The sequence below is a fragment of the Streptomyces sp. NPDC003034 genome (assembly GCF_053591375.1).
In genome coordinates, this window is the sequence record NZ_JBSFTS010000008.1 from 21,189 (window position 1) to 42,831 (window position 21,643).

A 21,643-nucleotide genomic window follows, 5' to 3' on the forward strand; every position below is an offset into this window, starting at 1 on the left:
GACGGACCCCGGGCACGTGTGGCCGAGATCATGTCCTTCCCACTCGAACCCTACGTCAACACGGCGCTCATGAACTGCCCGGAAGCGTGACGAGCATGCGGCAGCCCCGTGACGATTCGGCCACCCTGATGTGCCCTCCGTGCAGTCCCACGGCCCAGCGGGCGATCGCCAGGCCGAGGCCCGTGCCGCCGTCGCCGCCGCGCGCGCTGCCCCGGTTGAACCGCTCGAAGACGCGGTGCCGCTCCGCCTCCGGGATGCCCGGCCCCTCGTCCCGTACCTCCAGCGCCAGACTCCCGGGGCTGTCACCGGCCCGGGCGCTGACCGTGACCCGGCCGTGCGGGGGGCTGTGCTTGACGGCGTTGTCGATCAGGTTCGCCACCACCTGGTGGAGCCGCTCGGCGTCCGCGTAGGCCGTCAGGTCGGGCGGGAAGACGTCCAGGCGCAGGTGCACGTCGTTGCGGGTGTGTCCGCCCGAGCCGGTGGACAGCCCCGGCCGCCCGGCCGCCGCCAGCCCGGCCTCCTTCAGGACGCCCGACAGGTACGGCCACACCTCGAAGCGGCGGGCGCGCAGCGGGACCACCCCGTTGTCCACCCGGGACAGGTCCAGCAGGGTGTCGACCAGACGGCCGAGGCGTTCCGTCTGCTTCAGCGCGGTACGCATCGTCTCCGGGTCGGCGGCCGAGACCCCGTCCACGACGTTCTCCAGCACCGCCCGCAGCGCCGCGATCGGCGTGCGCAGCTCGTGCGAGACATTGGCGACCAGCTCCTTGCGGTGCCGGTCCACGGCCTCCAGGTCGTCCGCCATCAGATTGATCGTCGAGGCCAGGTCGCCCAGCTCGTCGCGGCGCCCGGCGCCGCGCACCCGGCGGGTGTAGTCGCCGTGGGAGATCGCGCGGGCGACCGTCGTCATATCGTCCAGCGGCGCCGTCAGGCTGTGCGCCACGAACTGGGTGATCAGCATCGAGGCGATCACCGAGAAGACCGTGATGAAGCGCAGTTCGGTGTCGGTGCGCAGGGCCACCAGCAGCAGGCCGGTCGTGATGAAGACCGAGACGACGACGAGCGTGCCCAGCTTGGTCTTGATGGAGAAGGGCGAGAAGGGCCGCAGGCTTCCGGGGTGCCGCCCGCCGGCCGGCCTGCCGTGGGACCCGCACGCGGCCGGCCTGCCGCCGGCGGAGCGCTGTGCGGGGGGCCGCTGTGCGGGGGACCGCTGTCCGGGCCGGGCGCTCATGCCTGGGCCGGGGTCTCCAGGGCGTACCCGACGCCGTGGACCGTACGGATCCGCTCCGCGCCGATCTTGCGGCGCAACGCCTTGATGTGGCTGTCGACCGTACGGGTCCCCGACGCGTCGGCCCAGTCCCACACCTCGGCCAGCAGCTGCTCCCGCGAGAGCACCGCGCGCGGCGTCCCGGCCAGGCACAGCAGCAGGTCGAACTCGGTCGGCGTCAGGTGCACGTCCTCCGAGTGGACCCGGACCCGGCGCTGCGCGTGGTCGATCTCCAGATCGCCCAGGCGCAGGGTGGCCGCGCGCGGGGTGTGGGCGGCCAGCGTGGCCCGCTCGACGCGCCGCAGCAGTACGTGGACCCGCGCGGCCAGCTCGCGCATCGAGAACGGCTTGGTCATGTAGTCGTCCGCGCCGACGCCGAGCCCGACCAGCAGGTCGGTCTCGTCGTCCCGGGCGGTGAGCATGAGGACGGGCACCGGCCGCTGGGCCTGGACCCGGCGGCAGACCTCCAGCCCGTCGAAGCCGGGCAGCATGACGTCCAGGACCAGCAGCTCGGGCAGCCAGCTCTCGGCCGCGGCGACCGCGGCCGGGCCGTCGGCGGCCGTCTGCACCTGGAAGCCCTCGGCCCGCAGCCGGGCCGCGATGGCTTCGGCGATGGTGTGGTCGTCCTCGACGACGAGCACGCGCCGCTGGGCGCCGGGGGTCGCCGAGGCGCCGTTGTGGCTGGTGTGTGTCTGTTCCATGTCCGGCCCCGCCCCGTGAAGATCCCGCGTGATGGGGTGCAGCGTAGAGGAGGCACCCGCCTGCGGCTATGCGGGGTTCGGACAGCGCTCGGCCCCTGCCCGGTTGGAGGAAGTGCCGGGAATCGGCCCCGCGCCGGGTGGCCGCGGGCCGGACCCCGGGCGGCGTACGGGAGTTGCTCCGGGGCTCGGTACTTACTCCGGGGCCCCGTCCGGTTCGAAGGGGGGCAGCGCCTCCAGCACCCTCGCCAGGGCCGCCGGCACCGATCCGGTCTCGGTGACCACCTCACGGCCGCCGTGGACGAAGGCGTAGGTGAAACCGTCGTAGACCGGGGAATCGCCGAGGACGGTCCGGGGCAGGCGGGCGAAGTCCGCTTCCCGCAGCGCGGTGCGCAGGGCGTCCAGCTCGGCCCGCGACAGCTTTCCGGCGCCCTCGGGCCGGGCCCGGCCGTCCAGTCGGGTCCAGGAGCCGTCGCCCATCACCTGCACCGTGTGGGTCCGGCCGGCGAAGCCGCCGCCGCGGCTCACCCGGAAGAGGCTCTCGCCGGCGGCGTCCGGGGGCGGCACGGGGGCCGGGCCGGCGGCGGGGGTGCTGCCCGGGGCCTGGCTCGCGGCGGGGTCGGTGCCCGCCGTGGCGGCCGGTCCGGGGGAGGCGGGCGCCGTGGCCGTCGTACCGCCGCCGCGGCCGTCGTCGGGAGGCGCCGGCGGGCCCGCGGACCCGTCCGCGCCGTCCGCGCCGCACCCGCCCAGCACCACCGCGCCCAGCAGTACGGCCGCCGCCCTTCGGGACGCTCGCACACCCACCTCCGCAGGCATCGGGACCGAACCCCGAGTATGGAGTGCCCACACCCGTACGGACAGCACCCGGAGGCCGCCATCCGCCGCATCGCCCCCTGGCGCGTGCTGCCCCCGCTGCTCGCCGTCGTCCTGGGCCTCTGGGGCCTGGAGCGCGGCGGCAGCATGTGGCGCGACGAGTCCGTCACCTGGCAGGTGGCCCACCGGCCGCTGGCCGGGCTGTGGGAACTGCTCGGCCAGGTCGACGCCGTGCACGGGCTGTACTACCTGCTCATGCACGCGGTGTTCCTCGGCTGGGACGGCGGCCTGTGGGCGCTGCGGCTGCCGTCCGTCGCCGCCACCGCCCTGGCCGCCGCCGGGGTGGCCGCGGTCGGCCACCGGCTGGCGGGGGAGCGCGCCGCCCTGATCTCCGGCCTCGCCTACGCCGTGCTGCCGCCCGTGCAGATGTACGCCCAGGAGGGGCGCTCGTACGCCCTGGTGGCCGCCGCGGTGGTGTGGAGCACGTACCTGATGCTGCGCGAGCGCTGGGCCGCCTACGCGGTGGTGCTGCTGCTCGGCTGCTGGCTGCACGAGTTCGCCGGGCTGGCGCTGCTCGCGCACGCCTTCGTCGCCGGGCGCTCGCGCGGCTGGCGGTGGAGCGCGGGGGCCGTGGTGGCCGGGCTGGCGCCGCTGGCCCTGGTCAGCGCGCGGCAGGCGCAGCAGCAGCTCGGCTGGCTGGGGCGGCCGAGCTGGCAGGACTGGGCCGCGTACGGGGTGGTCGCGGCCGCCGCGCTGCTGCTCGCGCGGGGGGCCGGCCGGGAGGTCGTACGGGTGGCCCTGCCGCTGGCGCTGCTCCCGCCGGGGCTGCTGATGACGGTGTCCCTGGTCCATCCCTGGTACGTCGACCGGTACGTGCTCTACGCGCTGGCGGGGCTCGCCCTGCTGGCCGGGGCGAGGCTGGCGGCGGTGCGCCGGGCGGCGGTCCGCGGCCTGCGGGCGTGGCCGTGGCTGCTCGCGGGGGCGCTGCTGGTGCCCCTCGGGCTCTGGTCGGCCTGGCTGCGGACGCCCGAGAGCCGCAAGGACGACACCCTGGCGGTGGCCGCCGCGGTCCGGGAACGGGCCCGGCCCGGGGACGCGGTGCTGTTCCTGCCGTCGCGGCGGCGCGAGTGGCTGCTGTCCTCACCGCGGGTCTACGAGGGCCTGCGCGACGTGGCCCTGGACGGCTCCCCGGCGGCTTCGCGCAGCCTCCAGGGCACGGAGCTGCCGGCGGCGGGGATCCGGAAGGCGCTGGCCGGGTCCCCGCGGGTGATCGCCCTGATGGACCCGGCCGGGCAGCCCCTGGACCCGTACCCGCACGAGGCGGCCAAGCGGGAGGCGCTGGCCGCCGACTTCGAGCTGTGCGCGGTCACCGGGGTGCGCGGCGCCCGGGTCGCGCTCTACGCCCGGCCGGGCGGCTGCCCCTGAAGCCCGCCCCAGGGTGGGCTTTCGGGTCTTGCCGGGCCCGCGCTGCCCGGCACCGCCCCTGGCTGCTTGCTTTGTCGGGGCTTCCCTGTACGCCCAGTACGTCCAGTACGAGGCAAGCTGCTCCGCCTCGCGATGCACGGCACCGGACGACGCGGGCTCGGCCGACCAGATCCGAAAGGCCCGCCCTATGCCATGGGCCCTGGCACGATGAGGCGACCCACGACGTACACGTTTCGCCGGCACCGCGCCCGAACCACGCCCGGGCCTGCGCGGCGGCCACATGCCCGGCGCGGTCAGCCTCCCGTCCGGCGAACTCCAGCGGGACGGCGGCCTGATGCGTCCGCCCGGAGAACTGCGCGCCGCCTTCGAGGCGTTGGCGGCAGGGCGGGAGCGGCTGTACTTCAGCTGCGGATCCGGGGTGACGGCCTGCGTACTGGCCCTCGGCGCCGAGCTCGCCGGTTACCGGAACGTCGCGGTGTACGACGGCTCCTGGAGCGAGTGGGGCCTGCCGTCGCACCTCCCGGTGACCACGGGCACGCCGTAGCGGCTCCTTCCGGGCGGACCCGCAAGGCCGGGCACGGACTCCGGCGCCCCCTGTTCGCCGCTGGCGAACGGCGGTTGGGGAACACTGGGCGGCGCAGATGCATTGAGTCGGCATAGCTCAACTTCACTGCCGGAGGGAAGATCATGGCTTCGACGTCCGTAACGCTCACCCTGCCCGTGCTACCGCTCGACGACGAGGTCGTGCTGCCCGGGATGGTCGTCCCGCTGGACCTGTCCGACGCCGAGGTGCGGGGCGCCGTGGAGGCGGCCCAGGCGGCGGCGGGCAGCGGGAAGCCCCAGGTGCTGCTCGTGCCGCGGGTCGACGGGAAGTACGCCGGGACCGGGGTGCTCGGGACGGTCGAGCAGGTCGGGCGGCTCTCCGACGGGGATCCCGGAGCGCTCATCCGCGGTCACGGGCGGGTCCGGATCGGGGCCGGGACCACCGGGCCCGGCGCCGCGCTCTGGGTCGAGGGCGAGAGCGTGGAGGAGGAGGTCCCGGACCCGCTGCCGGGTGCGGTGACCGAGCTGGTCAAGGAGTACAAGGCGCTCGCCACCAGCTGGCTCAAGAAGCGCGGGGCCTGGCAGGTCGTGGACCGCGTCCAGCAGATCGAGGGCGTCTCCGCCCTCGCCGACAATTCCGGCTACTCACCCTTCCTGACGGTCGGTCAGAAGGTCGAGCTGCTGGAGACCGCCGATCCGGTCGCCCGCCTCAAGCTGGCCGTGAAGGCGCTCGCCGACCACCTCGCCGAGCAGGACGTCGCCGAAGCCATCGCCAAGGACGTCCAGGACGGCGTCGACAAGCAGCAGCGGGAGTTCCTGCTCCGCCGCCAGCTGGAGGCCGTACGCAAGGAGCTGCGCGAGCTCAACGGGGAGAAGGAGGGCGAGGAGTCGGACGACTACCGCGCCCGCGTGGAGGCCGCCGACCTCCCCGAGAAGGTACGGGAGTCCGCGCTCAAGGAAGTCGAGAAGCTGGAGCGGGCCAGCGACCAGTCGCCCGAGGGCGCCTGGATCCGGACCTGGCTGGACACCGTCCTGGAACTGCCCTGGAACGAGCGGACCGAGGACCGCTACGACATCCGCGGCGCCCGGGCCGTCCTCGACGCCGAGCACGCCGGGCTCGCCGACGTGAAGGACCGCATCACCGAGTACCTCGCCGTGCGCAAGCGCCGTTCCGAGCGCGGGATGGGCGTCATCGGCGGGCGGCGCGGGGGCGCCGTACTCGCACTGGTCGGGCCTCCCGGCGTCGGAAAGACCTCCCTCGGCGAATCGGTGGCCCACGCCATGGGGCGCAAGTTCGTCCGGGTCGCGCTGGGCGGCGTACGGGACGAGGCCGAGGTGCGGGGCCACCGGCGGACCTACGTCGGCGCGCTGCCCGGCCGGATCGTCCGGGCCATCAAGGAGGCCGGTTCGATGAACCCGGTGGTCCTGCTGGACGAGATCGACAAGGTGGGCTCCGACTTCCGCGGCGACCCGGCGGCCGCGCTGCTCGAAGTCCTCGACCCGGCGCAGAACCACACCTTCCGCGACCACTACCTGGAGGTCGAGCTCGACCTGAGCGACGTGGTCTTCCTAGCCACCGCGAACGTCCTGGAGGCCATCCCGGAGGCGCTGGCCGACCGGATGGAGCTCGTCCGCCTCGACGGGTACACGGAGGACGAGAAGGTGGTGATCGCCCGCGACCACCTGCTGCCGCGTCAGCTGGAGCGCGCCGGCCTCGGCCCCGACGAGGTGCTGCTGGAGGAGGACGCCCTGCGCAAGCTGGCGGGGGAGTACACCCGGGAGGCGGGCGTCCGCACCCTGGAGCGGTCCCTCGCTCGGCTGCTGCGCAAGGTGGCTTCGCAGCACGAGCTCGGCGAGCGGGAGCTGCCCCTGCGCATCGGCGCCGGGGACCTGCGCGAACTGATCGGGCGCCCGCACCACGTGCCGGAGTCCGCGCAGGACCCGGCCGAGCGGCGCACCGCCGTCCCCGGTGTGGCCACCGGGCTCGCGGTGACCGGCGCGGGCGGCGACGTGCTGTTCGTCGAGGCCTCGCTGGCCGATCCGGAGACGGGCGCGGCCGGCCTCACCCTGACCGGCCAGCTCGGCGACGTCATGAAGGAGTCGGCGCAGATCGCGCTGAGCTTCCTGCGCTCCCACGGCGCGGAACTGGAGCTGCCGGTCGCGGACCTGAAGGACCGGGGCGTGCACATCCACTTCCCGGCGGGCGCGGTGCCGAAGGACGGCCCGAGCGCGGGCATCACCATGACGACGGCGCTCGCGTCGCTGCTCTCCGGGCGCCAGGTCCGCACGGACGTGGCCATGACCGGTGAGGTCTCACTGACCGGGCGGGTGCTGCCGATCGGCGGGGTCAAGCAGAAGCTGCTGGCCGCGCACCGGGCGGGACTGACCACCGTGATCATCCCCAAGCGGAACGAGGCCGACTTGGACGATGTTCCCGCCGAGGTGATGGAGGGACTGGAGGTGCACCCGGTGACGGACGTACGCCAGGTCCTGGAGCTCGCCCTGGCCCCGGCGGAGGTGCCGGTCACCGCCGCCGCCTGACGCCGCACTCGCCGCGGCCGGCCGACGGCATCCCGAGGCAAGACGGGCGACGGCCCGGTACCCAGCTCCGGCGGGGTACCGGGCCGTCGCCGCACCCGCTGCGAAATACTGGGCGCTCCCCCCACCGGGGCGCCACACACAACACGATCGGAGCGGTACGTGCACGGGAGCGAAGACCAGGAGTTCCTTGCCCTGGAGCGGGAGCTGTCCGTCTTCCTCCGGCGCGCCCGCGCCTCTTCCGGGGAGATGGCGCGCGCACTTCACCCCGAGCTGGAGCCGGCGGCGTACGGGCTCCTCGTACGCCTGGAGGCCGCCGGGCGGCAGCGGGCCACCGAGCTGGCCGCCTACTTCGGGGTCGGCAAGGCGACCATGAGCCGGCAGCTGCGGGCCCTGGAGGTACTGGGCCTGGTGGCCCGCGAGCCGGACCCGGCGGACGGCCGGGCCTTCCTGGTCGGCCTCACGGAGGAGGGCCGGGAGCGGTTCCTGCGGGTACGGAACGCGCGGCGCGAGCAGTACATGCGCAAACTGGCCGACTGGGACCGCGGCGAGGTGGCGGAACTGGCCCGCCTGCTGAACCAGTTGAACGCCGGCGCGGATTAGCCCCTGTCGGCGGGCGCCGGTGGGCTCGGGCGCCGGTGGCTCGGGCCCCGGGCGCCGGTGGCTCGGGCCCCGGGCGCCGGTGGTGCCGCGTGCGAAGCACAGGTGGGCTCGGGTGCCGGGTGCCGGCTGCCCGTCGGCTCGGGCGCTGTCCGTCGCAGCCGGCCTACAGCTCCGCGTACACCGCCGACGCGTCGTCGTGCCGCTTGCCGCGAGGCACACGGCGGGCCGGGTCGGACTCGATGGCGCGGACCCGGCCGATGAGCCCCTGCGCGCCCTCCTTGCGCAGCACCCGCATGCATTCGGCCCAGTCGCCCTCCCCGAACGTGTCCGTCCACCGGCTCGCCCCGTCGGTGAGCGCAGCCACCGCCCGGACCTCCCCGCGCGGGGTGCGTCCGGTCACCGCCCGGGCCGCCACCGCCGGGTCCGCGGCGGCCGTGAAGAAGCCGCCCGCCGCGTTGCGCAGCGCGTCGGTCGCGGCCACCGACCGCAGCACCTCCCGGGGGACCCGGTCCAGCCGGTCGTCGCGCACCGCCGTCACCCCGCCCCCGGGCGACTGGAGCAGCAGTACGGAATCCGAGAGCACGAGATGCTCCACGTACGCCTCGTCCCAGCGGACCACGACGACCGTCGCCTGCGGGGTGCGCCTGTGAGAAAGGTCACAGGTGCCGACGTGGGCCTCGGCGGTGGCGCGGACGGACTCGGCCAGGATCCGGTCGAGCGGCATGTCCCGCCGCGATCCGGACAGTTCGGTCAATCGGCCGCCGAGGCGGGCCGCGAACCACGGCACTCCGTGCACGCAGCCGTCCTCGCCGCGCGGCGGGGTGACCCCGTCCAGGGCGACCAGTACGCCGCCGCCCGCCGCGGGCACCGCCGCCGACGCCCAGTCCTCGTTGGGGCGTTCCGGGTTTCCGGGTGCGGTGGCGAGGTCGATGCGCATGCTGACATCCTGCCCGCCCGCCCGGGCCCCGCCCGGACCCCGGGGGCGGCGGCGGAAAAGTCCGTACCAAAGGGAACGGGGCGGTGCGGGGGCCGTGTCCGCCGGCCTCCGGCGACGTGGGCGGGGCATACTGCCAAAGCCCCCGGCGATCTTTCAACCGCCGGTCCACGGAGGCGCTCTGGCACGCGGTGTCCGAGTTGGCCGCCAACTCATCCTTGATGTTCACTCGTTCGAGTGGCCGGGTGGGCGATGGGCGGCTCTCTCCCCAACACACTGCGATGGTCTGAGGCGGTACGAGGGGGCAGGGAGCGTTTACTTGTTGACCGGCCGTTACCTCGGCCACACGAGTAGACGAGCAAGAGCCCACGTACAGGATTGCGAGTACCGGTGCAGAAGAAGCGGTCTCGGAAGAACGGCACCGCCACAGACGGCCCGGCCCCCGCAGGACGCCGCGTCCGCGTGCGCCGCAGGCTGGTCGTGGGCGTGGCCGTCGCCGGCCTCACCGTCCTCGCGGCGGGGGCCCCCGCCGTCCTCACCGCCACGACGGAACTGAACGACTCCCAGCGCCTGGTCACCCTCGCGGAACAGACCCGGCACACCCTCACTCTCGCGCACCTCCTCGGCGATGAGCGCGACGCCGTCATCGAGTACATCGCCAAGGGCCGCCCCGGCTCCGCCAAGGAGCCCCTCCAGGAGCGCACCACGCGCACCGACCGGCAGCTGGCCGAGGTACGGGCGGAGGCCGACGAGGAACTCGCCCTGGCCCTCGGCCGTGTCCAGGCCGTCCGCACCGAGACCGTCGACGGCAAGGGCACCGCCCTCGCCGCCCACCAGGCCTACGCCGGTGTCATAGCGGCCCTGCTCGCGCCCGGTGACCGGCTCGCCGAGCTGACCCCGCCGCGCGCCGGGGCCGCCCTCGCCACCACCCGCCCGCTGGCCCCGCTGGGCCAGGCCGTGGAACAGGCCTCGGCCACCCGTGGACTGCTGCTCGCCGCGCTGGCCGTCCCCCGCGGCGAGCAGCCCCCCAACGCGGCCGTGGTGGACGAACTCACCGCCGCCGCCCAGCGTGCGCGCGTACGGGAGCAGGCCGCCCTGGACGACTTCGCGCGGGTCGCCCGGCCGGAGGTGCGCCAGACCCTCGCCGTCACCGTCACCGGCCCCGAGGTCAAGGCGGCCGACGAGCACCTCAAGCGGCTCACCGACCGGCCCACCCTGTCGGCGGCCGACCGCAAGACCGACGGGGAGACCATCAGCCCCGCGCTCACCGCCCGCGTCGACCGCATGCGGTCCGTGGAGTCCACCCTCGCGGGCCAGCGGGCGAGCGCGCTCGCGGCCCTGCGCGACGATGACGTGACCCGGCTGGAGCTGACGGTCGCGCTGCTGGGCGTGCTCTTCCTGGTCGTCGTCGGCGTTTCGACCGCCGTGGCCCGGTCGCTGACCCGGCCGCTGTCGGTCCTGCGCCGCGGCGCGGCCCGCCTGGCCACGCCGGAGGGCTCGGTGGAGCCGGTGCGGTTCACCGGCCGCAACGACGAGTTCGCCGAGGTCGTACGCCACCTGAACGCGGTGCGGGACCAGACGGTGTCCCTGCACACCCGGATCGCCGGGCTCGACGCCGACCGCCGCCGGATCATCGGCCGCAACGAGGCCCTGACCGCCGGCCGGGAGGCGGCCGAGGCGGAGCTGACCAAGCTGCGTGCCAGCCTGGAGGAACACCGCCGCACCATGTCGACGACCTCCGTCTCCCTGTCGCTGCGGACCCTGGGGCTGGTCGAGCGCCAGCTCACCGTCATCGAGGAGATGGAGTCCAAGGAGCAGGACCCGGACCGGCTCGCGACCCTCTTCAAGCTCGACCACCTCGCGACCGTGATGCGCCGCCACAACGAGAACCTGCTGGTACTCGCCGGGCAGGAGCACGGCCCCGGGCAGGGCGCGGCGGTACCGCTGGTCGACGTCCTGCGGGCCGCGGTGAGCGAGATCGAGCGCTACGAGCGGGTCGACCTCGCGGCGGTGCCCTCCTGTACCCACGTCGCGGGGCACGCCGCCGACGACCTCTCGCACGTCCTGGCCGAGCTGCTGGAGAACGCGACGACGTTCTCGGCGCCCGAGGCCAAGGTGAAGGTGTCCGGACGGCTGCTGGACTCCGGTGCCGTGGTGCTGTCCGTCGTGGACGAGGGCATCGGGATCACCGAGGACCGCCTCGCATCGCTGAACGCGCGGCTGTCCACGCCCGAGGCGTACGACGAGGAGCCCGAGGAGCAACACGGCCTGGGCCTCGGCCTGTACGTGGCCGGACGGCTCGCGGCGCGGCACGGGATCACCGCCGAGCTGCGCGCCCCCCGGCACGGCGGGACCGAAGCCCTGGTGGTCGTCCCGGCGGCGCTGCTCCCGGCCACCTCGCCCACGTCCCCCGTCCACACGCTGGCCGCGCCCGGCGCGCCCGTGCTGCGGCTGCCGGGTGTGATGGCGGAGGCGAACGAGAACACCCTGCCGGCCCGCAGCCGCGGGGCGGCGGCCCTCGAGGCACCGGAGGCGGACGCGGCTGAGCTCGCCGATGCCCCCGGCGGCCGCGAAGCCGCGGACGATGCGGACGCCGCGCCGCAGCCGCTGGCGCCGGCGCTGCCGGAACAGCCGGCGGTCCCGGCCGCCGGGGCGGATCCGCTGCCGGAGGTCCTGCCGGAGCCGCTGCCCGAGGCCGTGACCGAGTCCGTGCCCGGGCATCCGTCCGAGCACGACGCCGAGCTGCTGCCGGAGCCCGCCGCGGCCGAGGAACTGCTGGCCCGGGTGGTCCCGGACGCGCCGCTGCCGCCGGCCGAGGAGGGCGTCACCGTCCCGGCCCCCGCGGCGGAGGCTTTGGCCGGGCCCGGCCCCGAGGAGCAGTTGCTCGCGCGGGTCGTCCCCGACGCGGAACCGGAGGCCTTCGCGGCGTCCGACCCCGCCCGCGCGGCCACGGCCCCGGCGCCGGATGCCGGGGAACCGGTCGACGTACGGGAAACCGCGCAGGAGGCCGACCCGCACGGCCAGGCCCCGGCCGAGGAGGCCTGGCTTCCCCGCCAGGGCGGCCACCCCGCCGACCCCGACGACGCCGACCACGCCGAGGTCCTCACGGACAAGGGCCTGCCCAAGCGCACTCCGCGCACGGTGGCCGCCGGAGGCGGGGACGACGTACGGCCCGAGCCGCCGCGCCGGGTGGACGCCGACGAGTTGCGGCGCCGCCTCGGCGGCTTCTACCAGGGAGCCCAGGACGGCCGGCGCGTCGTCGCCGCCGAGCTCGCGCAGGGCCAGGCCGGGAGCCGGAGCCGCGGCCGGGCACAGGGCGAGGCCCCGGGCCAGGGGCAGACCGACCGGGGGGACACCGCACAGGAGGCACGCACATGACCGCGCCCAGTACGTACGGACTGAGCACCCAGGCCCGAAACCTTCAGTGGCTTCTGACCGACCTGGTCGAGGAGGTCCCCGGCGTCAACTCCGTCGCCGTCGTGTCCTCGGACGGGCTCCTGCTGCTGTCCTCCGAACCGGCGACGGAACGTGCGACGCAGGCCGCGCAGCGGCCGGCCACGGGCCCCCGCGGAGCCTCGGCCGACCTCGCCACCATCGTCTCCGGCCTCGCCAGCCTCACCACCGGCGCCGCCGCCCTCATGGACGGCGGCTCCGTCAAGCAGACCATGGTGGCGATGGAGCACGGCTCCGTCTTCGTCATGGTGATCAGCGACGGTTCGCTGCTGGGCGTGCACGCCACCCCCGACTGCGACATGAGCGTCGTGGCTTACCACATGGCTCTGTTCGTCGGCCGCGCCGGCCACGTCCTGACCCCCGAAGTCCGCAGCGAGCTGCGCCAGTCGATGGAGAAGACCCCGTGAGGAGTACGGCCGGCGACCAGCTGCCGATACGCGGCGCCGACCGCCGCCCCGCCCGCGTGCGCCCGTACTCCCTCACGGGTGGCCGGACCCGCTTCACGCAGGTCCTGCTGGTGGAGACCTTCGTCGCCGCCCTGGACGGCGGCCCCGGGCCGCAGGGGCCGAAGCCCGACCGCATGCCCGAGATGCCGGCGATCGTGGAGGTCTGCCGCCGCATGCGCACGATCGCCGAGATCGCCGCACTGCTGAAGCTGCCGCTCGGTGTGGTGCGCGTCCTCGTCAGCGACCTCGCGGACCAGGGAAGGATTCGCGTCTACGGGACGGGGCACGGCGCCGGCCGCCCCGAACGCGCGCTGCTCGAAAGGGTGCTCAGTGGGCTCCGCCGTCTCTGAATCCGGCCTCTCCGGATCCGCCGTCTCCGGGTCCGGCTTCTCCGGATCCGCCGTCTTTGCATCCGCCGTCGCCGGGATCGAGGACGAGCCCGTCCAGCCGTGGCAGTACGACCGCTCCCGGGCGCCCGTCGCCGTCAAGGTGCTGGTCGCGGGCGGCTTCGGGGTCGGCAAGACGACCTTCGTCACCTCCGTCTCGGAGATCACGCCGCTGCGTACCGAGGCGGTGATGACCCAGGCCAGCCTCCCGACCGACGACCTGTCCGGCACGCCGGACAAGAACACCACCACCGTCGCGATGGACTTCGGCCGTGTCACGCTCGCCGACGACCTCGTCCTCTACGTGTACGGGACCCCGGGCCAGGAGCGGTTCTGGTTCATGTGGGACGACCTGGCGCGCGGAGCCGTCGGGGGCATCGTCCTGGCCGACACGCGACGGCTGCGCGACTGCTTCCCCGCACTCGATTACTTCGAGAGCTGCGGGCTCCCGTACGCCGTGGCCGTCAACCACTTCGAGGGTTCCGCCCCGTACGAGCCCGAGGACGTGCGCGAGGCGCTCTCCGTCCCGGCCCGGGTACCGGTCGTGATCATGGACGCGCGGAGCCGGGTCACGGTCGTGGAGTCCCTGCTCGCCCTGGTGGACCACGCCCTCGACACCACGCCCGCCTAGCCCGTACCGGCGTGCCGTACAGGCGTATCCGTACCTGGCGGAGCCGTACCGAAAGACCCGAATCGAGAACGTGAGATGCGCAGGATACTCGTCGTCGGAGCCGGCCAGTCCGGTCTTCAGCTCGCCCTCGGCCTCCAGTCGAAGGGGTACGAGGTCACCCTCATGTCCAGCCGGACGCCGGACGAGATCCGCGGCGGCCGGGTCATGTCCACGCAGGTCATGTTCGACACGGCGCTCCAGCACGAGCGGGACCTCCAGCTCGGCTTCTGGGAGCGGCAGGCCCCCCGGATCCAGGGCGTCGGCGTCTCCGTCGCCGCCCCCGACGCCGACCGCGCCGTCGACTGGCTCGGCCGCCTCAAGGGCCACGCGCAATCCGTCGACCAGCGCCTGAAGATGGCCGGCTGGCTCGACACCTTCGCGCAGCGCGGCGGGCAGGTGGTCATCCACGGTGCCTCCGTCGCCGATCTCGACTTCTTCTCCCGTACCTACGACCTGGTGCTGGTGGCCGCCGGCAAGGGCGAGCTCGTGTCGCTGTTCGGGCGGGACGCGGCGCGTTCCCCGTACGACACCCCGAGGCGTTCGCTCGCGGTCAGCTACGTGCACGGGCTCGGACCCCGCCCGGAGCACCCGGACACCGAGGCGGTCCGCTGCAACCTGGTGCCGGGCGTCGGCGAGCTCTTCGTGATGCCGGCCCTCACCCTCTCGGGCCGGGCGGACATCCTCTTCTGGGAGGGCGTTCCCGGCGGTCCGGTGGACGTCTTCAAGGGCATCCAGGACCCGGGGGAGCACCTCGCGCTGACGCTGGAGCTGATGGAGAAGTTCACGCCGTGGGAGTACGCGCGGGCGACCGAGGTGGAGCTGACGGACGCCGGCGCCACCCTGGCGGGCCGTTACGCGCCGGTGGTGCGCAAGCCCATCGGGCGCCTGCCGGGCGGGGGACTGGTCCTCGGCGTCGCGGACGTGGTCGTCACCAACGACCCGGTCACCAGCCAGGGCTCGAACTCCGCCGCCAAGTGCGCGGCCTCGTACCTGTCCTCGATCCTGATGCACGGGGACAACCCGTTCGACGAGGCCTGGATGAAGGCGACCTTCGACAAGTTCTGGTTCACCGCGGGCAAGCCGGCGACCCAGTGGACGAACGCGATGCTGGACGTCCCGCCGGAGCACGTCCTGAACCTGATCGACGCGGCCGGGCGGCTCCAGCCGGTGGCGGACCGGATCGCCAACGGCTTCGACCACCCGGCCGACTTCGACGCGTACTTCTACGACCCCGAGGACGCGGCGGACTACCTGTCCGAGGTGGCCGCGGCCGGCTCCGCCTCTTCGGCGTCTTAGGCCCCTTCCGCCTCTTCGCCGGGCGGCCCGGGCGATCCGGGGCCCTCCTCGGCGGAGTAGCCGGTGTGGTCGTCCCCGCCACCGGTTCCCGGAACCGCCTCCGGCAGGGGCGGGGGGACGTACCGGTCGAGGGGAGTGCCGTCCGGGTCCGGCCGTACGGCGCCCAGGAGCGGATTGGCGGCGAGGGGCGAGACCTTGACCCGGGCCCCCGGCCGGGGCGCCTGGATCACCTTGCCGCCGCCCAGGTACAGGCCGACGTGCGTGGCCTTGGGGAAGTAGACCACCAGATCCCCGGGCCGCAGCTGATCCAGCGCGACCTTCGGCAGCCGCGCCCACTGCTCCTGGCTGGTCCGGGGAATCGAGCGTCCCGCGTGGGACCAGGCCCGGGAGGTCAGCCCGGAGCAGTCGAAGGACCCGGGCCCCTCGGCGCCCCAGAGGTACGGCTTGCCGATCTGGGCCGCCGCGTACCGCAGGGCGGCGCCGCCCGCGGCCGTGGGCGTACGGGTGGGCGCGGAGCCGGGGCTTCCGAGCCGGCCCGAATGCACCAGGTCCCGTTGCGCGGTGGCCGTGTCGGCGGCCTCCCGAGCGTCGATCTGGGCGATCTGAGCCGGAGTCAGGGAGGCCAGCATCCGCTGCACCTCCTTGAGCTGCGCCTCCACCTCTTCCTTGTGCCGCTTGCGCTGCGCTGTCAGGGTCTGCTGCGCGTCCAGGGCCTTGCGGGCCGCGGTGGCGAGGGTTCCGGCGTGCTTCTCGCCGCGGGCGAGGCGCTCCAGTACGGCGGCCCGGCGGGCGGCCTCGCGGGCGGCGAGCCGGCGCTGTTCCAGGGCGGCCCGTGGGTCACCGGCGAGCAGCATCCGGGCGTAGGGGGACAGGCCCCGGGCGCGCTGGTACTGCTCCCGGGCCAGGCGCCCCACGGCGGCCTTCTCGGAGCCGAGGTCGTTGCGGGCCCGGCCGAGTTCGGCACTGAGCCGCCGCTCCTCGGCCTGCCGTGCGGCGAGCGCCACCTCGGTGGCGTTGTACGCCTCGGTGGCCTCCTCGGCCTTCTGGTACAGGCCCTGCAGGCGGGTGAGCAGGACCCCGACGGGCTGGTCCGCGGGCAACGGCTCGGCGCGGGTGGCCACGGCCGGCCCGGCGAGGGCGAACACCGCGGCGATGCAGGCGGCATGGAGCAGCCGACGTGACATGTGATCACCTCCGGCCCCCGATGCTGCCACGCCCGGTATGACAAATCCCCCTCCCGGGCCGCCCCACCTCCGAACCCCCACCCGTCCGGCCGATTCCCCGCCTCGCCGGGGGAGCGGAAGGACGGTGTGGTTCCGGGACGGTGCGGTGCGGTGCGGTGGGGGCCCCGCCGCCTCAGCCGCGCAGCAGGCGGGCCTTGGCCGTGGTGAACTCCTCCGGTGTCAGCAGGCCCGCCCGGGCCAGGCCGGCCAGCTGCGTCAGCTCGGCCACCAGGCCGCCCGGCGCCACCGGAGCACCCGTGGGGACGGCGGGCGCTGCCCGGCCGGCCGCGTCCGCCGGAGCGTCGGCCGGGCCGGGCGCCGCCGCCGCGCCGGAGCCGGCGTCGTTGCCCGCGTCCGGGTCGGCGTGGGTGCCCGCGCCGGCCCGAGCCGGGATCGGGCCGCCCGCCAGGGCCTCCGCGTCGACCGCCCGCCTCAGCAGCCCCCGCAGGAGCGGCCGCCCCGCGGGCCGGTTCGCCGCCCGTACCGTCGCTCCGACCGGCCGGATGAACATCACGCCACCCCCGGCCGGTCCGCCGGCACCCACTCCGCCGGGATCCGGACCGATCCCACGATCCGGCCGCCCGCCGCCCGTACGGCGATGGCCGCGTCCTCGGCCCATACGTGTTCGACCACCAGCAGCAGCGCGCAGCTCCCGCGCTCCAGCAGCTCCCCCGCCTCCCGCACGTCCTCCGGCCCGATCAGCCGGGCCGCGTCCCGCCCCGTCAGCAGGCCCCGCAGCTCCACGAACTCGTCGAACTCCGCCGCCAGCACCTCACCCGCCGCCGTCCTCGTCGCCACGAGCCCGTCGATCAGGCGTACGACCCCGGTCTTCCGCAGGCCCATCACCGCCTCGACCGCCGGTACCCGCAGCTGCTCCTCCGGAAAGGCGAGGACGATGAACTCCACAGGTCCCATGCGCCGACGCTCCTCGTTCCGGGCCGTGCCCCCGTGGTCGGCGCCCACCCCGCCGACTGATTCTGACTACTCTTCGGCTCACTATGACATAAACGGACATACCATCCCCTCGCTTGCTACGTTTCCCGCATGACCGCTCTGACGGCAAAGGTGGTGGAGCCCGCGCCCCCACCCCCGGACGCCCGCGCCGCCAAGCGCCGCGGTACCGAGCTGACGCTTCTGGCCGGCGCCGTCCTGATCTCCGTCCTCGGCTACGTCCACGTGGGTCTGGGAACCACCGGCCACGTCCCGGCCGCCGCCGCCCGGTACGCCGGCGGCCTCGCCGCCGCCGCCCTCCTCGCGCACCTCGCCGTCCGCCTCAGGGCCCCGTACGCCGATCCCCTCGTGCTCCCGATCGCCGTCCTGCTCAACGGCCTCGGCCTCGTCCTCATCCAGCGCCTCGACGCGACCACCCCCGCCCACCTCACCGCCGGGGACCAACTCCGCTGGTCCGCCCTCGGGATGGCGCTCTTCGTCCTCGTCGTCGCCCTGCTGCGCGATCACCGGGTGCTCCAGGGCTACGCGTACCTCTGCGTCGCCGCCGCCCTCGCGCTGATGCTGGTCCCCGTCTTCTTCCCGGCGGTCAACGGCGCGCACATCTGGATCCGGTTCGCCGGACTCTCCTTCCAGCCGGGTGAGTTCGCCAAGATCCTGCTCGCCGTCTTCTTCGCCTCCTACCTCGCCGCGAACCGCACCGCCCTCGCCCTCACCGGCCGCCGGCTCTTCTGGAAGCTGCGCCTCCTGCCCGGCCGCGTCCTCGGTCCGATCCTCGCGATCTGGCTGCTCAGCGTCGGCGTGCTCGTCCTGGAGCGCGACCTCGGCACCTCGCTCCTCTTCTTCGGCCTCTTCGTCATCATGCTGTTCACCGCCACCGGCCGGATCGGCTGGATCGCGATCGGCCTGATCCTGGCCGGGGTGGGCGCGTACGCCGTCGGGACCTTCGAACCCCATGTGCACAGCCGCGTCGAGGACTGGCTGAACCCTTTCGCCTCCATCGAGCGGGGCGAAGGACCCGGCCAGCTCGCCCAGTCCCTCTTCGCCTTCGGCGCCGGCGGCCTCCTCGGCGCCGGGCTCGGCCACGGCCAGTCCTTCCTCATCGGCTTCGCCGCCAAGTCGGACTTCATCCTCGCCACCGCCGGTGAGGAGCTCGGTCTCGTCGGCCTCTGCGCGATCCTGCTCCTCTACGGGCTGCTCGTCTCCCGCGGCTTCCGCGCCGGGCTGGCCCTGCGCGACCCCTTCGGCCGACTGCTCGCCACCGGCCTCGCCTCGATCGTCGCCCTCCAGGTGTTCGTCATCGCCGGCGGCGTCACCGGCCTGATCCCGCTCACCGGCATGGCCATGCCCTTCCTGGCCCAGGGCGGCTCCTCCGTCGTCACCAACTGGATCATCGTCGCCCTGCTGGTCCGGCTCAGCGACAGCGCGCGCAGGCCCGAACCCCGGAAGGCCGCCCCGTGATCCGTTACATCCGCTGGTGCGCGTACTTCTGCGCGATGCTGCTCGCCGCCCTGCTGGTCAACATCGCGCGTGTACAGGTCTGGGAATCCGCCGCCTACGGAGCCAACCCGGCCAACAAGCGCCCGGTCATCGAGCGGTACGCGCAACCGCGCGGCGACATCCTGGTCGACGGGCGGCCCGTCACCGGCTCCCGCGACAGTCGCCAACTGCTGCGCTACGAGCGGACGTACGGGCACGGGCCGCTCTACGCGCCCGTCACCGGCTTCTCCTCCCAGACGTACGGGACCAGCTTCGTCGAACGCGCCGAGGACGGGATCCTGTCGGGCGCCCACCCGGGGCTCTCGGCCTTCCCGCTCTGGTACGACCTGGCCCGCGGCCGCCCGGACGGTGGGAACGCCGCCACCACCATCCGCGCCGCAATGCAGCGCGCCGCCTACACCGGCCTCGCGGGCAAGCGCGGCGCGGTCGCCGCCGTGGAGCCGGCCACCGGGAGGATCCTCGCGCTCGTCAGCAGCCCCTCCTACGATCCGTCGGTGCTCTCCGGTACGGGGACACGGGTCAAGGAGGCCTGGGCGCGGCTGAACGCGGACCCCGCCAGGCCGATGCTCAACCGGGCGCTGCGCGAGACGTACCCGCCCGGCTCCACCTTCAAGATCGTGACGGCGGCGGCCGCCCTCGACACCGGGGTGGTCACCGACGCGCACGCGCCGACCGACACCCCCGACCCCTACCCGCTGCCCGGGACCAGCACCCTGCTGCCGAACGCGGGCACGGGCTGCGAGGACGCCTCGATGGCGGAGGCGGTGCGATGGTCGTGCAACACGGTGATGGCGAAGATCGGCGTACGGGTCGGGCTGCGGGCCATGGTCGCGGCGGCGGAGCGGTTCGGCTTCAACGACGGGGGGCTGCGGGTGCCGTCGTGGGTGTCCCGGTCCAACTTCGACACCGACATGAGCCGGGACCAGCTGGCCCTGTCCTCGATCGGGCAGTTCAACACCAAGGCCACGCCGTTGCAGATGGCGATGGTGGCGGCGGCGGTCGCGAACGGCGGTGAGCTGAAGTCCCCGTACCTCGTGGAGCGCACGACGCAGAGCGACGGCGACCACGTCCGCCGCGGCGACCAGCGCAGCCTCGGCCGGGCCATGAACCCGGTCACCGCCCTGCGGCTGCAGGAGCTGATGGTGGAGGTGGTGGAGGACGGCAGCGGGAAGAACGCGGCGATCCCGGGCGCGACGGTCGGCGGGAAGACGGGTACGGCGCAGCACGGCGTGGGCAACGCGGGGACCCCGTACGCCTGGTTCATCGCCTGGGCCAAGGCGGAGGGAGCGGCCGAGCCGGCGGTGGCGGTGGCGGTGGTGGTGGAGGACGCGTCGGGGGTGCGGGGCGACATCAGCGGCAACAGCGCGGCGGCGCCGATCGCCCGGTCGGTGATGAAGGCCGCCCTCGCCGACTGACACCAGGGCCGACTGACACCAGGGCCGACGACGCCCGGCCCATCATGCCCGGCCTGACCGCGCCCGGCCTCACCATGCCCGGCCTGACCGCGCCCGGCCTCACCATGCCCGGCCTGACCGCGCCCGGCCTCACCATGCCCGGCCTGACCACGCCCGCCCCGACCACGCCCGGCCTGACCACGCCGCGCCGACCAATGCCCGGCCGGTGCCGTCCGGCCGCTGCCGGTGGCGCGGGCCGGTGCCGCGGGCCGGTCAGCCCGCGCCCGTCCTAGCCGGCGGAGCCCCGGCCCCGGTCCCCGGGGCCCCGCCCTACTCGGCAAAGCCCCGGCCCCGGTCGGTCGAGCCCTGGTCGATGGCCGCCGCCACCTCCGCCACCCGCTCCGCCTCCTCGGCCGCGAACCGCTCGCGGTCCAGCGCCTCGGCGATCTCCTCGTCCTGCCGCATCAGCTGGTCCAGATTGGAGTCACCCATCTCGAAGACCCCCATGTCCAGATACGCCCGCTGCAAGCGCTCCCCCCACAGCCCGATGTCCTTCACACAGGGCACGATCCGGCTGAAGAGCAGCTTGCGGAACAGGTGCAGGAACTCCGACTGCTCGCTGTAGAGCTCCGCCTCCTTCCGCGGCACGCCGAAGTTCTCCAGCACCTCCACCCCGCGCAGCCGGTCCCGCATCAGGTAGCAGCCCTCGATCACGAACTCCTCGCGCTCGCGCCGCTCCGCGTCCGTCAGCTGCTTGTAGTAGTCCCGTAGCGCCATCCGGCCGAAGGCCACGTGCCGGGCCTCGTCCTGCATCACGTACGCCAGGATCTGCTTCGGCAGCGGCTTGTCCGTCGTATCGCGGATCATGCCGAAGGCGGCCAGCGCCAGGCCTTCGATGAGCACCTGCATGCCCAGGTACGGCATGTCCCAGCGGGAGTCGCGCAGGGTGTCACCCAGCAGCCCCCGCAGGCTCTCGTTGATCGGGTAGAGCATCCCGATCTTCTCGTGCAGGAAACGCCCGAAGATCTCGGCGTGCCGGGCCTCGTCCATGGTCTGCGTGGCGGAGTAGAACTTCGCGTCCAGGTCCGGCACCGACTCCACTATGCGTGCGGCGCACACCATCGCGCCCTGCTCGCCGTGCAGGAACTGGCTGAACTGCCAGGAGGAGTAATGCCGGCGCAGCTCGCCCTTGTCCTTCTCGCTGAGCTTGGCCCAGTGCCGCGTCCCGTACAGGGTGAGGACCTCGTCCGGGGTGCCCAGCGGATCGTACGGGTCCACCTCGACGGCCCAGTCGATGCGCTTGGCGCCGTCCCACTGCTTGTCCTTGCCCTTCTGGTAGAGGGCGAGGAGCCGTTCGCGGCCTTCGTCGTACTCCCAGCTGAAACGCGCCGAGCCCGAGGCGGGGACCTGCCAGACACGCTCGCCCGGGTCGTTGGTGTAGAGCTCCTGCGTCGACACTGACGCCCCCTCGTGCCACGTACTGCCCTGCGGGACCGGACAGTTGGC

General features: G+C 74.2%; 18 protein-coding genes and 1 pseudogene. 11 read left to right on the forward strand and 8 right to left on the reverse strand.

What is annotated here, in order from left to right:
- Window positions 1-67 precede the first annotated feature (67 nt).
- The 3 genes from ACWDX7_RS11425 to ACWDX7_RS11435 all read right to left on the reverse strand — a co-directional run bounded on the left by ACWDX7_RS11425 (window position 68) and on the right by ACWDX7_RS11435 (window position 2,763).
- A complete protein-coding gene (locus ACWDX7_RS11425) occupies window positions 68-1,231 on the reverse strand; it encodes a HAMP domain-containing sensor histidine kinase (protein WP_451493223.1) in 1,164 nt (387 codons plus the stop codon).
- Window positions 1,228-1,968: a response regulator transcription factor gene (locus tag ACWDX7_RS11430; RefSeq protein WP_451493222.1), complete on the reverse strand. Its 741-nt coding sequence runs from the start codon at window positions 1,966-1,968 to the stop codon at window positions 1,228-1,230. The genes ACWDX7_RS11425 and ACWDX7_RS11430 overlap by 4 nt, the downstream gene beginning before the upstream one ends.
- Before the next feature lie 192 nt (window positions 1,969-2,160).
- The gene (locus tag ACWDX7_RS11435) at window positions 2,161-2,763 is read right to left on the reverse strand and encodes a hypothetical protein (RefSeq protein WP_451493221.1); all 603 of its coding nucleotides are present in this window, start codon (window positions 2,761-2,763) and stop codon (window positions 2,161-2,163) included.
- 36 nt (window positions 2,764-2,799) lie between these two features.
- Here ACWDX7_RS11435 and ACWDX7_RS11440 point away from each other — a divergent pair, with 36 nt between their 5' ends.
- The 4 genes and pseudogenes from ACWDX7_RS11440 (at window position 2,800) to ACWDX7_RS11455 (ending at window position 7,887) form a co-directional block, all read left to right on the forward strand.
- Window positions 2,800-4,203: a glycosyltransferase family 39 protein gene (locus tag ACWDX7_RS11440; protein ID WP_451493220.1), complete on the forward strand. Its 1,404-nt coding sequence runs from the start codon at window positions 2,800-2,802 to the stop codon at window positions 4,201-4,203.
- Window positions 4,204-4,426: 223 nt separating this feature from the next.
- A pseudogene (locus tag ACWDX7_RS11445) lies at window positions 4,427-4,747 on the forward strand (rhodanese-like domain-containing protein); the annotation flags it as partial.
- Window positions 4,748-4,890: 143 nt separating this feature from the next.
- Window positions 4,891-7,287: an endopeptidase La gene (gene lon, locus ACWDX7_RS11450; protein ID WP_451493219.1), complete on the forward strand. Its 2,397-nt coding sequence runs from the start codon at window positions 4,891-4,893 to the stop codon at window positions 7,285-7,287.
- Between the two features lie 159 nt (window positions 7,288-7,446).
- Window positions 7,447-7,887, forward strand: coding sequence for a MarR family winged helix-turn-helix transcriptional regulator (locus tag ACWDX7_RS11455; RefSeq protein ID WP_451491321.1), 441 nt, complete (start codon window positions 7,447-7,449; stop codon window positions 7,885-7,887).
- A gap of 163 nt (window positions 7,888-8,050) precedes the next feature.
- Here ACWDX7_RS11455 and ACWDX7_RS11460 read toward each other — a convergent pair whose 3' ends face one another.
- Window positions 8,051-8,824: a hypothetical protein gene (locus ACWDX7_RS11460; RefSeq protein ID WP_451491320.1), complete on the reverse strand. Its 774-nt coding sequence runs from the start codon at window positions 8,822-8,824 to the stop codon at window positions 8,051-8,053.
- Between the two features lie 459 nt (window positions 8,825-9,283).
- Between ACWDX7_RS11460 and ACWDX7_RS11465 the strand changes: the two genes are divergently transcribed.
- The 5 genes from ACWDX7_RS11465 (at window position 9,284) to ACWDX7_RS11485 (ending at window position 15,072) form a co-directional block, all read left to right on the forward strand.
- On the forward strand, window positions 9,284-12,199 hold the full coding sequence (locus ACWDX7_RS11465) for a sensor histidine kinase (protein ID WP_451491319.1): 2,916 nt from the start codon (window positions 9,284-9,286) through the stop codon (window positions 12,197-12,199).
- Window positions 12,196-12,681, forward strand: coding sequence for a roadblock/LC7 domain-containing protein (locus ACWDX7_RS11470; protein WP_451491318.1), 486 nt, complete (start codon window positions 12,196-12,198; stop codon window positions 12,679-12,681). The genes ACWDX7_RS11465 and ACWDX7_RS11470 overlap by 4 nt, the downstream gene beginning before the upstream one ends.
- Complete coding sequence (locus tag ACWDX7_RS11475; RefSeq protein ID WP_451491317.1) at window positions 12,678-13,070, forward strand: DUF742 domain-containing protein; 393 nt, start codon at window positions 12,678-12,680, stop codon at window positions 13,068-13,070. Before ACWDX7_RS11470 ends, ACWDX7_RS11475 begins: the two co-directional genes overlap by 4 nt.
- Window positions 13,071-13,146: 76 nt before the next feature.
- On the forward strand, window positions 13,147-13,737 hold the full coding sequence (locus ACWDX7_RS11480) for a GTP-binding protein (protein ID WP_451491330.1): 591 nt from the start codon (window positions 13,147-13,149) through the stop codon (window positions 13,735-13,737).
- A 75-nt stretch (window positions 13,738-13,812) separates the two neighbouring features.
- Window positions 13,813-15,072 carry a styrene monooxygenase/indole monooxygenase family protein gene (locus ACWDX7_RS11485; protein ID WP_451491316.1) on the forward strand — a complete coding sequence of 420 codons (1,260 nt, stop codon included), beginning with the start codon at window positions 13,813-13,815 and terminating at the stop codon, window positions 15,070-15,072.
- Here ACWDX7_RS11485 and ACWDX7_RS11490 read toward each other — a convergent pair.
- The 3 genes from ACWDX7_RS11490 to ACWDX7_RS11500 all read right to left on the reverse strand — a co-directional run bounded on the left by ACWDX7_RS11490 (window position 15,069) and on the right by ACWDX7_RS11500 (window position 17,210).
- Window positions 15,069-16,256 (reverse strand): NlpC/P60 family protein, encoded by a 1,188-nt coding sequence (locus tag ACWDX7_RS11490; RefSeq protein WP_451491315.1) that lies wholly within the window; start codon window positions 16,254-16,256, stop codon window positions 15,069-15,071. The genes ACWDX7_RS11485 and ACWDX7_RS11490 overlap by 4 nt on opposite strands.
- Before the next feature lie 172 nt (window positions 16,257-16,428).
- A complete protein-coding gene (locus ACWDX7_RS11495) occupies window positions 16,429-16,806 on the reverse strand; it encodes an SHOCT domain-containing protein (RefSeq protein WP_451491314.1) in 378 nt (125 codons plus the stop codon).
- Window positions 16,806-17,210, reverse strand: a complete 405-nt coding sequence (locus ACWDX7_RS11500) for a DUF6325 family protein (protein WP_451491313.1) — start codon at window positions 17,208-17,210, stop codon at window positions 16,806-16,808. Before ACWDX7_RS11500 ends, ACWDX7_RS11495 begins: the two co-directional genes overlap by 1 nt.
- A gap of 129 nt (window positions 17,211-17,339) precedes the next feature.
- Here ACWDX7_RS11500 and ACWDX7_RS11505 point away from each other — a divergent pair, with 129 nt between their 5' ends.
- Together ACWDX7_RS11505 and ACWDX7_RS11510 are read left to right on the forward strand one after the other, a co-directional pair.
- The gene (locus tag ACWDX7_RS11505; RefSeq protein ID WP_451491312.1) at window positions 17,340-18,704 is read left to right on the forward strand and encodes an FtsW/RodA/SpoVE family cell cycle protein; all 1,365 of its coding nucleotides are present in this window, start codon (window positions 17,340-17,342) and stop codon (window positions 18,702-18,704) included.
- Window positions 18,701-20,158 carry a penicillin-binding transpeptidase domain-containing protein gene (locus ACWDX7_RS11510; RefSeq protein WP_451491311.1) on the forward strand — a complete coding sequence of 486 codons (1,458 nt, stop codon included), beginning with the start codon at window positions 18,701-18,703 and terminating at the stop codon, window positions 20,156-20,158. Before ACWDX7_RS11505 ends, ACWDX7_RS11510 begins: the two co-directional genes overlap by 4 nt.
- 309 nt (window positions 20,159-20,467) lie before the next feature.
- Here the strand turns inward: ACWDX7_RS11510 and ACWDX7_RS11515 are convergent, their stop codons facing one another.
- Window positions 20,468-21,595: a ferritin-like domain-containing protein gene (locus tag ACWDX7_RS11515; protein WP_451491309.1), complete on the reverse strand. Its 1,128-nt coding sequence runs from the start codon at window positions 21,593-21,595 to the stop codon at window positions 20,468-20,470.
- Between the last annotated feature and the right edge of the window lie 48 nt (window positions 21,596-21,643).

Coding starts and splice junctions, on each gene's coding strand:
- ACWDX7_RS11440 (WP_451493220.1), top strand. CDS start 2,800: ATGGAGTGCCCACACCCGTACGGACAGCACCCGGAGGCCGCCATCCGC.
- ACWDX7_RS11460 (WP_451491320.1), bottom strand. CDS start 8,824: ATGCGCATCGACCTCGCCACCGCACCCGGAAACCCGGAACGCCCCAAC.
- ACWDX7_RS11495 (WP_451491314.1), bottom strand. CDS start 16,806: ATGTTCATCCGGCCGGTCGGAGCGACGGTACGGGCGGCGAACCGGCCC.
- ACWDX7_RS11430 (WP_451493222.1), bottom strand. CDS start 1,968: ATGGAACAGACACACACCAGCCACAACGGCGCCTCGGCGACCCCCGGC.
- ACWDX7_RS11490 (WP_451491315.1), bottom strand. CDS start 16,256: ATGTCACGTCGGCTGCTCCATGCCGCCTGCATCGCCGCGGTGTTCGCC.
- lon (WP_451493219.1), top strand. CDS start 4,891: ATGGCTTCGACGTCCGTAACGCTCACCCTGCCCGTGCTACCGCTCGAC.
- ACWDX7_RS11470 (WP_451491318.1), top strand. CDS start 12,196: ATGACCGCGCCCAGTACGTACGGACTGAGCACCCAGGCCCGAAACCTT.
- ACWDX7_RS11505 (WP_451491312.1), top strand. CDS start 17,340: ATGACCGCTCTGACGGCAAAGGTGGTGGAGCCCGCGCCCCCACCCCCG.
- ACWDX7_RS11425 (WP_451493223.1), bottom strand. CDS start 1,231: ATGAGCGCCCGGCCCGGACAGCGGTCCCCCGCACAGCGGCCCCCCGCA.
- ACWDX7_RS11500 (WP_451491313.1), bottom strand. CDS start 17,210: ATGGGACCTGTGGAGTTCATCGTCCTCGCCTTTCCGGAGGAGCAGCTG.
- ACWDX7_RS11485 (WP_451491316.1), top strand. CDS start 13,813: ATGCGCAGGATACTCGTCGTCGGAGCCGGCCAGTCCGGTCTTCAGCTC.